Genomic DNA, 12670 nt, shown 5'->3' on the forward strand with positions numbered 1-12670 from the left:
GAAGAGCGGCAGCGACTGGTTCGCCCCGCGCAAGGCGCCGGTGGCGGGTGGCGCGGGTGGCCCGGGTGCGGGCGGCCCCGGTGGCCCCGGCTCGGCCTCCGGCGGTCCTGGTGCGGGCGGCCCGGGTGGCCCGGGGTCGGGTGGTCCTGGTGCAGGCGGCCCTGGCGGCCTCGGCGGCCCCGCCTCGGGCGGCCCGGGTGCAGGTGGTCTCGGTGGCCCCGGATCCGGTGGTCCCGGCGGCCCCGGTTCGGGTGGCCTCGGTTCGGCCTCTGGCGGTCCTGGTGCAGGCGGCCCCAACGGCCCCGGCTCGGGCGGCTTCGGAGGTCCGAACGCAGGCGGTCCAGGCGGTCCGGCCTCCGGCAGCCCCAACGGGCCCGGCAACCCCGCCCCCGGCACCCCCAACGGCGCACCCGACACCGGCGCCGGGCGCTCGCGCCCCGATCTGCCCTACTTCTCTGACGCCCCCAAGTCCGGCGGCGGCCCGGGTGCGCCCGGCTCCGGCTCCGGCCGCAGCGCGCTCGACAGCTACGGCACCGAGCCCCCCGGCGGCCCGCGTGGCACCCCCGGGCCCGGAGTGCGTACGCCCGGCCCGTCCGGCCCCACCACGGGACCGGTCACCGGCACCTCCTCGCTGACCCCGAACCTCGACGGTATCCCCGGTCTCGGCGGCCCCGGCCCGATGGTTCCGGGCGCCCCCGGTGGCGTACCGCCGCGGATGTCCGACGACACCGCGATCCTCACGCCGCAGGCACCCGCGCCCGAACCCGGTTCCGGCGGCCATGTCTCGGGCGACACGCTGACGAGCGGCATCCCCGTGGTGCCCAGCGAGCCCCGCGCCACGTTCCCGGGCGGGCCCGGCACCTCCGGCGCCCCGGTGACGGGCGGCCCCGGCGGTCCGGGCGGACCGGGTGTTCCCGCGCCGGGTCCCACCGCCCCGCGCCCCGCGCCGCAGACCGCCGCCCCCGCCTCCGCCCCCGCGAAGAAGGGCCGCTCCAAGCTGGTCCTGCTCGGCGTGGCCGCGGTCGTCCTGCTCGGCATCGCGTACGGCGCGGGTCTTCTGCTGAACCACGCCGAGGTCCCCAAGGGCACCACGGTGCTCGGCGTCGACATCGGCGGCGGCACGAAGGAAGAGGCGGTCACCAAGCTCGAAGCCGCCCTCGGCGAGCGGGCCAAGACGCCTCTGACGCTGTCCGTGGACGGCAAGGAGGAGAAGCTCGACCCCGAGAAGGCCGGTCTCACCCTGGACAGCCAGGAGACCGTGCGCGGCGCGGCGGGCAGCGACTACAACCCCGTCTCGGTGATCGGTTCGCTGTTCGGCGGGGAACGCCCCGCCGACCCGGTGATCCCGGTCGACGAGGAGAAGCTCGGCGTGGCGCTGACCGACCTGGCGGGCGCGTCCGGCTCGGCCAACGACGGCACGATCCGCTTCGAGCCGAACAAGGCCGTCGCGGTGCCGGGCAAGCCGGGCAAGACGCTGGACGCCGGCCAGTCCCTGATCTCGGTCCGGGACGCCTACCGCGCCCAGGTCCAGACCGGGCAGGCCAAGGTGGTCGAACTTCCCGTCACCACCAGCGAACCCACCATCACCCAGGCCGAACTGAACCGGGCGATGAAGGAGTTCGCCGAGCCCGCGATGTCCGATCTGATCACCATCAAGGCCGGTCCCAAGCAGATCCAGTTCGGCCCGGCCCGGTCGCTGCCGCAGATCCTGTCAATGAAGCCGGTCGACGGCCGACTGGTCGACGTCTACGACAAGAAGGCGATCGACACGCTGCTGGACGGCGTCTTCGACGGCATCATGGCCGTCAAGGCCGACGGGAAGAAGCACCAGGTCGGTCCGGACGACGTGGCCCAGGCGATGAAGACCGCCCTGACCGGGAAGACCCCGGCCGAGCGCACGGTCACCATCAGCCTGACCGGCGAGGGCTGAGCCTCCCGCCCGTACGCACCGTTGACGGCCCCCGCCCGGACGCCCGGGCGGGGGCCGCTCCCGTACACGATCCGGTCCCGGAGGTCTCGCCGACGGGCGTCCCGCCCCCGTCCGTCCCATGATGGAGGGACGGGGGCCGTCGACAGCTGGGCTGGGACCGGATCATGGCCGTGTGGCATGTGCGGGACTTCGTGCCGGAGGACCTCGAAGCCGTCGTGCGCCTCGACGGCGAGAGCGGGACCACCGGGGAGCCCGCCGTGTTCCGGCTGTCGGAGGTCGTCGCCGCGCTCCAGGGGCAGAACCCCGGGGTCGTGGCCGTGGCCGACGGGCATCTCGTCGGGGCCGCCGTGGGGCGGGTCGACGGGGAACGGGCGTGGGTGCTGCGGATCGCCCTGCATCCCGCCTGGCGGAATCTGGGGCTGGGCACGGCGTTGCTGTCCGCGCTGGAGCACCGGTTGCAGGGGGCCGGTGCGGTGCTCGTGGCGGCGGTGCTGCCCGAGGACGAGACCGGGGCCACCGCACTCGTGAACTCCGGGTTCCGGGTGCACCGGGGGCTCACCTACTTCGAGAAGGTCCAGTCGGTGACCGCCGAGGGCTCCGCCGTGCTCGCCTCGCTCGGCGCGACCGTCCCGCCCGCCGGGCTCTGGGAGCGGCTCGCCGGGATGGCCGAGGAGAAAGGGCTCGTCGAGCGGCGGATCGTCCTGCCGCTGGCGCACCCCGAGATCGCCGACGAGCACGGCGTCGAGCCGCCGCAGGCCGTCGTGCTGTTCGGCCCGCCCGGCACCGGCAAGAGCACCTTCGCCCAGGCCGTCGCCAGCCGGCTCGGCTGGCCGTTCGTCGAGCTGTTCCCCTCCCGGCTCGCCCTGGAGGACGGCCTCGCCAACGGGCTCGGCCGCCGCTTCGAGGAGATCGCCCAGCTCGACCACGTCCTCGTCTTCATCGACGAGGTGGAGGAGGTCGCGGGGGCGCGCAATCTCGCCGACCCGGTGTCCGTCGGCGTGGTCAACGAGCTGCTCAAGTCCATCGTGCGGTTCCGCGACCGCGACGGACGCCTGCTGATCTGCGCCACCAACACCGTCGCCGCGCTGGACCCCGCGTTCCTGCGCCACGGCCGGTTCGACTACGTCCTGCCCGTCGGGCCGCCCGACCACGAGGCCCGGACCGCGCTCTGGGCCAGCTATCTCGCCCGTACGGGAGCGGAGGCCGACACCGCTCTCCTCGCCGACGCCAGCGAGGGGTTCACCCCCGCCGACATCAAACAGGCCGCCCGGACCGTCGCCCAGGCCGTCTTCGAGCGCACCCTCGAAACCGGCACCCGCGCCTACCCGACCACGGAGGAGTTCCTGCGCACCATCAGCCGCACCCGGCCCACCGTCACCACCGAGATGGCGCTGGAGTTCGCCGACCACACCATCCGGTACGGGCGCACCTGAGCGGAGAGGGCACGGCGAAGCGGGGCCCGGCGCTCACCAGCAGCCGGGCCCCGCTTCCGTACGACTCCCTCAGCCGGAGAGGACTAAGGGAAGTTCACCACCTGGGACGGGACCGTCTCCGTGCCCGACGTCGGGGAGCCCACCTCGTTGATCACGTGCTCGTACTGGCCGTTGCCGCCCAGCGAGACGACCAGCAGGCTGTGGAACTTCACACCGGGCTTCACCGGTGCCTTGAAGCCGTGCCCCTGGACGATCGTCGGGTCGACGTTGTAGTAGCAGTAGCTGCCCATGCCCCAGCCCTCGTGCTGCTCCACCGAGTCGTCGACCCGGTAGGCGGCGTAGCCCTTCGTGTCGCCGTTCTGGATCGCCTCCTGGTTGGGGGCGTCGTAGGCCTTCTCGTTCTGGAAGAAGATCGTGCGGCCGCGCTCGCCGTACCACTCCACGTCGTACTTGTTGAAGTGCTCCACGAACAGCCCGGTCGCCAGGACGTCGTCGCCGTTCACGCGGACCCCGTAGTCGGCCCGGTTGGTCTCCCAGCCCCAGCCCTCACCGTGGTCCGCCCGCCACACCCAGGTGTGGTCGATGATCGTGTCGTCGCTGTTGACGACGATGCTCGTGGTCGCCTTGCCGGGGCCCGCGCCGCCGATCCGTACGAACACGTCCTGGAGCGACGTCGGGTTCGCCGCGTGGNGTCGTACTTGTTGAAGTGCTCCACGAACAGCCCGGTCGCCAGGACGTCGTCGCCGTTCACGCGGACCCCGTAGTCGGCCCGGTTGGTCTCCCAGCCCCAGCCCTCACCGTGGTCCGCCCGCCACACCCAGGTGTGGTCGATGATCGTGTCGTCGCTGTTGACGACGATGCTCGTGGTCGCCTTGCCGGGGCCCGCGCCGCCGATCCGTACGAACACGTCCTGGAGCGACGTCGGGTTCGCCGCGTGGTCCGCCGAAGCGTTCTCGGGGCCGACCTCGATCAGCGTCTCCGAGTTCACCGGGCCCGCGTCGACCAGGAGGCCCGCGAGCTTCACCCCGTCCACGTCACCGACCTTGATCGCGGTCACCCCGTTGTCCGGGATGATCGTGGCCAGGCCGAGGCCGAGGGCCACGGTGTCCGCGCGGTTGATGGTGATCGTCTCGTCGACGTGGTAGACGCCGGGCGTGAAGAGCAGGTGCAGGCCCTGCTCCACGGCCGCGTTGATGGTGGCGGCGTCCGCCCCCTCCTTCACGACGTAGAACTGGTCCAGCGGGATCGACTCGCCGGCCGGAGTGCCGTTGGCCCAGGAGACACCGCGCGCGTTCTCGCGCTTCTCCGGGACGAAGACCTTGTAGTCGTCACCGTCGAGGTAGAGGAACGGCTTCTCGCGCGAGATGGGTGTGGTCTCCAGCGTGGTGTACGGCGGCTCGGGGAAGCTGTTGGCCGGTGCGCCCTCGACGCCCGAGAACGTCATGTTCCAGACGCCGTTGACCCAGCCGCCGACGGAGCTGTCGCGGGTGTACCACTGTTGCTGGGAGTACGGGCCGACCTCGCCGTCGATTTTGGAGTCGGCGATGTAGCCGCCGCTGGCCCAGCCGTAGCCGTCGGGGGCGAGGTTCAGCCCGCCCTTGACGTGCATCCGGCGGAAGGGCGCGGCCTGGGAGACCGCCCAGCGGTTGGTCCCGTTGACCGGGTTGAGGGTCAGGTTCTCCGCCGAACGCCAGAAGTTCTGCGTCGCGTTGCCGTCGAACCAGCCCGCGTCGACCGTCACATCACCGTTGAACGTGGTGTCGTTCGGGTTGAGGCCGAGCCCCGCGATCTGCGTGTAGAAGCCGATCTGCGCGTTGATGTTGTCGTACGTGCCCGGCTTGAACATCAGCGCGTGGCGGTCGAGGCCGAACTGCGCGGACTCCTGCTTCTTGAAGATCTCGTCGACCTTGCCCTGGATGTCGGGCGTCGACGGGTCGAAGACATGGACGTTCGGCCCGAGGTCGCCGCCGCCCGGCACGGCCTTGGCCTCCTCGCCGAAGGCGGTCTGGGCCGTGGGCACGGACATCAGCATCGCCACGGCGAGCGCGGCGAACCCGAGGGCCCGGGTGCGGAGCCGGGTGCGTGGTGCGGTGGGGGGAGCATGCATGAGGTACGTCTCCTGGGTCGTGGTACGTGTGCACGACGAACGGGCGAGAGAGCCTGGGGGAGGTCATGAGAGAGCGCTCTCTCGTTACGCCGATGTTTCCCCTGTGGGCCTGTACGCGTCAAGAGGTGTGCATCAGAAGCCTCAGAAGATGCCGCTGAATCCAACAACTGACCCTGAATGTCGGGAAATTGACGGTCCCGGCGCGGTGAGGGACGGCCACTGACTTCAGAAGCTGATGCCGTGAGCCGATGGCGTGCCTGGTCGTGGTGGTGGCCATGGTCGGGGCCGTCGTCGTGGACAGGCGGACGCGCCGCGCGCGGGGGACGATGGGGCCATGAGTTCCCCCGCCCGTCCGGAACGCCCACCTCGCGAAGCCGATCAGATCAAGGTCTGGTTCCGTCTGGTCCCGGACGAGGACGGGCCGCTGCCGTACGAGACCGAGGGGTTGTGGGCGACGCGGCTCGGCCCGGACACCGCGCGGGTGGACAACGTGCCCTTCCTCCGGGACGGGGTCGCCGAGGGCGAGACCGTACGGTTTCGGACGGACGACGACGGGGTGCACTGGGCGGCCGGCCGGGTGGCGGACTCGGGCAACTGCACGGTACGGGTGCTGCCCGTGCCGGACGGGCCGCTCGGGCACGACGTACGGGCCGTGCACGAGCGGCTCGCCGCGTTCGGGCTCACGGGCGAGGTCTTCAGCGCCGACTTCCCGCTGGTCGCCCTGACCGTGCCCGGCGGCGCGGACCTGCGCGGGGTGAAGGCGCTGCTCGCCCGGGGGCGGGACGAGGGCTGGTGGCACTTCGAGGTCTCGTGCGTGACGGATGCCTGGCGGGCGGCGTAGCGGAGTGTTTTACGTCTCCGGGTCGCCGATGGCGTCGAGTGCGGGCGGGGTTACGCCTCAGGCTCGTTGATGGCGTCGAGTGCGGGCGGAATTGTCAGACACCCCCTACGCCTCCTCCTCGCCGATCGTCCGGATCACCCGGGCCGGGTTGCCGACCGCCACCACGTTCGCGGGCAGGTCCTTCGTGACGACCGCGCCCGCGCCGACCACCGTGTTCTCGCCGATGGTCACCCCGGGGCAGACGATCACCCCGCCGCCCAGCCACACGTTGTCGCCGATGGTGATCGGCTCGGCGGCCTCCCACTTGGCGCGGCGCGGCTTGGGGGCGACGGGGTGGGTCGGGGTGAGCAGCTGGACGTTCGGGCCCATCTGGACGTCCGCGCCGATGGTGATGCGGGCGACGTCCAGGAGGACCGCGCCGAAGTTGATGAACGTACGCGGACCGATGGTGGTCTGGTAGCCGTAGTCGACCCGCAGCGGCGGCCGTACCTCCACGCCCTCGCCCACCTCGCCGAGCAGTTCGGCCAGGACCGCGCGCCGGGCCTCGGGGTCGGCGGCCGATGTGGCGTTGTAGCGCTCGCTGAGGACGGCCGCGTGCAGGGCCTCCGCCGCCAGTTCGGGGTCGTCGGCGAGGTAGAGCTCGCCGGAGAGCATGGCTTGCTTCTGGCTGGGCCTGGTCTCGTCGCTCATGTCGTCTCTTCCGGTGCGGGGTGTGAGGTGTGGGGTGTACGGGAAGCTCGCGGTGATCCGTTCGCTCCGAGCAGTCTGCCCCCGTCGGCGTCGGTCGGTGTACGCAGCCCGGAGGCCAGCGCCGGCGTCACCGCCACCGAGAGCCCCGCGACCGCCGCCATGCCCGTCGCGGGAGAGGTCAGCTGGGCGATACCGCCCGCCACGGCCGCACCCACGCCCTGCATCGCGAGCATCCCGGAGGAGCTGAGCCCGAGCGCCTGGCCGCTCAGCTCCCCCGGGGTGAGGGCCAGCAGCCGTTCCTGGAGCAGCAGGCTCGCGGCGAAGCCGACGCTCGCCGGGACGACCAGCGCCAGTGCCAGGGGCAGCCCGGGCCGCAGGGCGAAGAGGAGGTACGGCGCGGCCAGCAGCAGCCGGAGCGGGGCGCCGAGCCGGGCCCGCCACCGGGGCGTGACGAACCGCCCGACCAGCGTGTCCCCGGCCAGCATCCCGAGAGCCCCGCAGGCGAAGAAGAGCCCGGCGTGCCCGGGCGCGTACGCCACGTACAGGGACTCACAGCCGACGACGAGCCCGTTGGGCACCCAGAGCGCCAGGAACACGTACCGGCGCGGCGTGGACGACCAGAGCAGCGCGTTCGTCCGCCAGGTCTCCCGGACCGAGGGGCGTCCGGTCACCCTGGGCGGCCGGGCGGTCAGCCCGAGCCGGGTCACGGCCGCCGCGACGACGTACAGGGCCGCCCCCACCAGCAGCGTGCCGCGCGCCGAGAACACGGCCACGAGCGCCCCGCCCACCGCGAATCCGCAGATCTGCATCGCGCCGCCCGTCATGTTCAGCACCGAGCGGCCGAGCAGGAACCCCTCGCGCGGCACGATCTCGTTGAGCAGCCCGTACCGCACACCCCCGCCCGGCGACGCGGCCGCCCCCGTCACCAGCAGGACGGCGAACGCGGCCCCCAGCGGCAGCCCGGGGACGGCCTGGACGCAGGCGGCCCCCGCCGACAGGAGGGCGAGAGCGGTCAGCGCGGCGCGCGGCGGCACCCGGTCCGCCGCCGACAGCAGGGTGAGCGCCCCGGCCACCTGGGCCAGCGACGGGCCGAACATCGCGAGCGCCGACAGCAGGGGCGAGCCCGTCCGGGCGTACACGAGGGTGCCCAGAGCCAGGCCGGTCGCGGTCTGGGCGGCCGTTTGCACGGAGGCGGCGGCGAAGAAAGGCGTGAACTCCGGGGTCCGGAACAGTTCGCGGTAGGTGCGCATGGAGGGAGTCTCCGGACGCCGTCCCGGGGGCGGTTACTGTTTCGCGCGGACGCGAAAGCCCGCGGTGGGTCTCCTGAACGGCCGGGGCCGACAGGACGGGCAGGGCGGCTTGAGCGGCAAGGGCCGACACGGCCGGGCAGGGCAGACGGGGCGGCTTGAGCGGCAAGGGCCGAGCAGGGCAGACAGGGCGGCGGGGGGCTGATGGGTCTCCCAGGAACGGGGCGGTGGTGGGCGTGGGCTGGTGGCAGGTCAGTGCCGACACGCTCGCCGGCAGCCGGTTCGTCGTCTCGCCGCTCGCGGAGGCCGTCGCGAGCCTGCTGGTCCTGGAGCGGGCCACCGCCGCGCACCCGGGGGAGCGCGCCTGGCTGGAGACCCATCTGCCCACGTACCGGCAGCGGGCGGCCGACGACCCCCTCTCCGCGCTCGTCATCCGCTCCGCCCTCGCGCCCCGCTGGACCGCCGACTTCCTCACTCCCGCACCCGTCCCCGCCCCGCCGGGCCAGGCCCCGCCCTCCTTCGCCGAGGAGCTGGCGCGGGTCCGGGCCACCCCGCCCGACCGGGCGCGCGCCGATCTGGCCGAGGCGCTGCGCGGACCGCTGCCCGCCGCGCTGGACCGGGACGACCTCGCCGAGCGCGCCGCCGACGCCGTCGCATGGGTCTGGACGCACACCGTGCTGCCCGACTGGCCGAGACGGCAGCGGGTGCTGGAGGCCGATGTGGTCGCCCGTACCGACCAGTTGGGCCGGGCCGGCTGGGCCGAGGCCCTGAACGGCATGCGGCCCGGGGTCCGTTGGCTGGGCGGCAGCCGACTCCAGATCAACACCCACGACAACCCGCCCCGCGAACTGGACCGCGCCCAGCTGCTGTTCATCCCCGTCACCCCGGACCGGTCCTGGGTCTGCTGGGACATCCCGCACCGGTACGGGCTGGTGTACCCGTGCTCCGGCGCGCTCGCCGAGGCCGGGCGCAGGCCCGTACCCGCCGCCCTGGGCGCGCTGATCGGCCCGGCGCGGGCCGCCGTCCTGTTGCTGCTGGCCTCCCCGCTCAGCACGACGCAGCTCGTCGCGCTGACCGGCCAGGGGCTGGGCTCCGTCGGCCGCCATCTGCGGATCCTGCTGGACGCCGGACTGGTCCGCCGCCGCCGGGCGGGCCGCTCCGTGCTCTATTTCCGTACGGAAGCGGGCGACGTCCTGGTGCGCGGCGCGGGCTGAGGGGAACCGAAAGCGCCCGATGCACGCCCCCGCGCGCCCCCGGCCGGTGCCCTTTCCTGGCGGGGCGACGCGCGGTTACGCATCAGTACGTGGTGCGCTCCGCATGGTTGGCGCGCATGTACGAGTCGTGACAACGGTGACTATGGGCACCGCTCGTCGTTATGGCAATTTCTCTCTCGCCGCGAACGACGCGGAGGAACCGAGCGAGGGGGCCGTGCGTGAATCCGGAGTACGCCGCGTACTGCCAGGCGGACCGCCGCTTCTACGACGCACCCCACCGTTCCCTCGGGCCGGGCGGAGCCGTCGACGAGGAGAACTCGTTCTACGCGGCCGTCCGAGGCTCCGCACCCGAGGGGTGGACCCGCTCCCGGCGCGGTGACTGGCTCGCGTACCACCCCGACGGGCTGCGGCTGCCGCCCCAGGGCTGGAAGATCCACGTCTCGGCCGCCCTCGACAACGCGGCCTCCGTGCTCGCCCGGGTCGTCGCCCACTGCCTGGAACACCGGCTGGCGTTCAAGTGCATACCGAACGCGGGGCTGTTGGCCCTGCGGAACGCGAAGTACGCGGACCGGGCGGGCAGCGGGAAGTTCATCACCGTCTACCCGCCGTCCGAGGAAGCGTTCCCCGAGGTGTGCACCGCCCTGACGCAGCTCCTGGAGGGCGAGCACGGACCGTACATCCTGAGCGATCTGCGGTGCGGGAACGGGCCCGTGCACACCCGGTACGGGGCGTTCGCCGCCCGCTTCTGCTCTGGTCCTGACGGGCGGCCCGTGCCCGCCGTCGCCGATCCGCAGGGTCGGCTCGTCCCGGACGACCGGGGCCCCGCCTTCCGCGTCCCCTCCTGGGTGACCCCGCCCGGCTTTCTGACGCCGCACCTCGAAGCCCGGGCCGCCGTGGGCCTCGCCGACCTCCCGTACACCGTGGAGAAGGCGCTGCACTTCTCCAACGGCGGCGGGGTCTACCTCGGCCGCGACACCCGCACCGGCGAGCAGGTCGTCCTCAAGGAGGCCCGGCCGTACGCCGGTCTGGCCGCCGACGGGGCGGACGCCGTGGCCCGACTCGATCGGGAGAGGACCGCGCTGGAACAACTGGCCGGGCTGGACTGCGTACCGGACGTCCGGGACGTGTTCGAGGTCGGCGACCACCACTTCCTGGTGCTCCAGTACATCCCCGGCACCACCCTCAACACCGTGTTCGCCCGCCGCTTCCCGCTCGCCCGGCAGCACCCGTCGGCCGAACTCCTCGCCGAACACGCCGCGTGGGCCGAGGAGTTGTACGGGCAGGTCGAGCGGGCCGTCGAGGCGGTGCACGGCCGGGGCATCGTCATCAGCGATCTGCACATGAGCAACGTGATGGTCGACGAGGAGGCCGGGCGGATCGTCCTGCTCGACTTCGAGGCGGCCTCCCCGGCCGCCGAACGCCGCCGCCAGATCGTCGCCAACCCGGCCTTCGTCGCCCCGCCCGACCGGCGCGGCACCGACATCGACCGCTACGCGCTCGCCTGTCTGCGGCTCGCCCTGTACCTGCCGCTCACCACGCTGTTCGGCATCGACCGCACGAAGGCCGCCGGCCTCGCCCGGGACATCGCCCGCGCCTTCCCGGTGGCGGAGGAGGCGCTGAGGCCGGCGGTGGAGGAGATCCTGCGGGATGCGGGGGAGGCCTCTTCCCGGCTCGCTCCGGCGGCGGCTTCCGGTACGGCGTCCGGTATGGGCCCCGGGCCCGCGTCCGGTACGGCTTCCGCTGCCGCCCCCGATCCGGCAGCGGCTTCCGGTAAGGCTTCAGGCCCGGGTCGCCGCCCCGCTTCCGGTACGGCGTCTGCTTCCGCCTCCGGCCCCGCCTCCAGTACGGCGTCCGCTTCCGCCCCCGGCCGCGCTTCCGGTACGGCGTCTGCTTCCGCCCCCGGCCGCGCCTTCGGTACGGCGTCCGGCCTGGGCCCCGGCCGCGCCTTCGGCACGGCGTCCGCTTCCGCCCCCGATCCGGCGGTAGTTGCCGACCTCCGCGACTGGCCCCGCGCCCGCGACGCACTCGTCCGGGCCGTCACCGCCTCCTGTACACCCGAGCGCGACGACCGCTGTTTCCCCGGGGACATCGCCCAGTTCGCCACCGCCACCGGCGGCCAGTCCTTCGCGTACGGGGCGGCCGGGGTGCTCTACGCCCTCCACGAGACCGGCGCCCCGCCCTGCGCGCCGGCCGAGGACTGGCTCCTGCGGCACGCCAAGGACCCGGCGTCCGGCAGTCCCCTCGGCTTCTACGACGGGCTCACCGGGATCGCCTGGACCCTGCACCGCATCGGCCGCACCGCCGAGGCCGCCGACCTCCTCCGGATCGTCCTCGACCAGCCCCTGGAGGGCCTGGCGCCCGGGCTGCACAACGGGTACGCGGGCATCGGCCTCGCTCTCGACGACCTGGCCCGCACCGCCTCCGCCGCCGACGCCCCGGCCCTGTCCGCCGCCGCGGCCCGCTGCACCGCCCTCGCCGTCCGCGCGCTCGTCGACGGTCCGCCGTCGCCCCGCACCGGACTGCTGCACGGCGCGAGCGGCATCGCCCTGCTGCTGATCCGCCGGTACGCGACCACCGGGGACACCACCCTGCTCGACCTGGCCGCCGCCGCACTCCGCCGCGACCTGGAACGCTGCCGGGCCGGGGACGACGGGGCGCTCCTCGTCGTCGAGGGCAAGCGGCTGATGCCGTACGTCGGTTCGGGCAGCGCCGGTATCGCGGCCGTCATCGACGCCTACCTCGCCCACCGCCCCGACCCGGACCTGGAGGCGGCGGGCCGGGCCCTGCTCCCGGCCGCGCTCTCCGCCTTCTACGTCCAGCCCGGACTGCTCAGGGGCTCCGCCGGACTCCTGCTGCACCTCGCGGCCACCCCGCTGTGCGACCCGGCCGACCGGAAGCGCGGGATCGACCGCCACACCGATCTGCTGGGCAGCCACGCCCTGGCGTACGGCGGCGGACTCGCCTTCCCCGGCGAGCAGTTGATGCGCCTGTCGATGGACCTGGCCACCGGGACCGCCGGCGCTCTCCTCGCCCTGGGCGCCGCATCCGGCCGCCCCATCGGACTTCCCTTCCTCCCCGCCGCCGCTCCGGCGGCGGCACACCCCGGCCGCGCGAGCGGCCCCATGGACCGGCCCCACCCGGGGTCGTCGGAACGGCCCCACCCGGGGGCGTTCTAGCACCACCGCCCAAAGCACCACCAACCGTCCCC

At 73.6% G+C, this 12670-nt stretch carries 9 protein-coding genes; 5 read left to right on the plus strand and 4 right to left on the minus strand.

Going from position 1 to position 12670, the window contains the following annotated elements; all coding sequences use genetic code 11:
* Together A3Q37_RS37435 and A3Q37_RS33705 are read left to right on the plus strand one after the other, a co-directional pair.
* Positions 1-1930 (plus strand): hypothetical protein (locus tag A3Q37_RS37435; protein ID WP_369691482.1); only part of this gene is annotated, 1930 nt, incomplete at its 5' end.
* A gap of 164 nt (positions 1931-2094) precedes the next feature.
* Entirely contained in the window at positions 2095-3363 is a 1269-nt protein-coding gene (locus A3Q37_RS33705) for an ATP-binding protein (protein ID WP_065490750.1), read from the plus strand.
* An 83-nt stretch (positions 3364-3446) separates the two neighbouring features.
* Here A3Q37_RS33705 and A3Q37_RS33710 read toward each other — a convergent pair whose 3' ends face one another.
* Positions 3447-3866 (minus strand): hypothetical protein, encoded by a 420-nt coding sequence (locus tag A3Q37_RS33710; RefSeq protein ID WP_255312032.1) that lies wholly within the window; start codon positions 3864-3866, stop codon positions 3447-3449.
* A complete protein-coding gene (locus A3Q37_RS33715) occupies positions 3863-5470 on the minus strand; it encodes a coagulation factor 5/8 type domain-containing protein (protein ID WP_255312033.1) in 1608 nt (535 codons plus the stop codon). The genes A3Q37_RS33710 and A3Q37_RS33715 overlap by 4 nt, the downstream gene beginning before the upstream one ends.
* Before the next feature lie 334 nt (positions 5471-5804).
* Here A3Q37_RS33715 and A3Q37_RS33720 point away from each other — a divergent pair, with 334 nt between their 5' ends.
* On the plus strand, positions 5805-6311 hold the full coding sequence (locus tag A3Q37_RS33720; protein ID WP_065490752.1) for a DUF4265 domain-containing protein: 507 nt from the start codon (positions 5805-5807) through the stop codon (positions 6309-6311).
* 105 nt (positions 6312-6416) lie between these two features.
* On the opposite strand, the gene A3Q37_RS33725 is transcribed toward A3Q37_RS33720, so the two are convergent.
* Together A3Q37_RS33725 and A3Q37_RS33730 are read right to left on the minus strand one after the other, a co-directional pair.
* Positions 6417-7001, minus strand: coding sequence for a sugar O-acetyltransferase (locus tag A3Q37_RS33725; RefSeq protein WP_065490754.1), 585 nt, complete (start codon positions 6999-7001; stop codon positions 6417-6419).
* A complete protein-coding gene (locus tag A3Q37_RS33730; RefSeq protein ID WP_065490756.1) occupies positions 6998-8251 on the minus strand; it encodes an MFS transporter in 1254 nt (417 codons plus the stop codon). The genes A3Q37_RS33725 and A3Q37_RS33730 overlap by 4 nt, the downstream gene beginning before the upstream one ends.
* Before the next feature lie 233 nt (positions 8252-8484).
* Here A3Q37_RS33730 and A3Q37_RS33735 point away from each other — a divergent pair, with 233 nt between their 5' ends.
* Together A3Q37_RS33735 and lanKC are read left to right on the plus strand one after the other, a co-directional pair.
* The gene (locus tag A3Q37_RS33735) at positions 8485-9462 is read left to right on the plus strand and encodes an ArsR family transcriptional regulator (protein WP_065490789.1); all 978 of its coding nucleotides are present in this window, start codon (positions 8485-8487) and stop codon (positions 9460-9462) included.
* Between the two features lie 218 nt (positions 9463-9680).
* Positions 9681-12638 (plus strand): class III lanthionine synthetase LanKC, encoded by a 2958-nt coding sequence (gene lanKC, locus A3Q37_RS33740; protein ID WP_065490758.1) that lies wholly within the window; start codon positions 9681-9683, stop codon positions 12636-12638.
* The last annotated feature ends 32 nt before the right edge of the window (positions 12639-12670 follow it).

This window comes from Streptomyces sp. PTY087I2, assembly GCF_001687325.1.
Lineage (GTDB): Bacteria > Actinomycetota > Actinomycetes > Streptomycetales > Streptomycetaceae > Streptomyces.

Bases quoted from the DNA above. Each gene is read 5' to 3' on its own strand.
- A3Q37_RS33720 (WP_065490752.1), top strand. From the start codon at position 5,805: ATGAGTTCCCCCGCCCGTCCGGAACGCCCACCTCGCGAAGCCGATCAG.
- A3Q37_RS33725 (WP_065490754.1), bottom strand. From the start codon at position 7,001: ATGAGCGACGAGACCAGGCCCAGCCAGAAGCAAGCCATGCTCTCCGGC.
- A3Q37_RS33705 (WP_065490750.1), top strand. From the start codon at position 2,095: ATGGCCGTGTGGCATGTGCGGGACTTCGTGCCGGAGGACCTCGAAGCC.
- A3Q37_RS33730 (WP_065490756.1), bottom strand. From the start codon at position 8,251: ATGCGCACCTACCGCGAACTGTTCCGGACCCCGGAGTTCACGCCTTTC.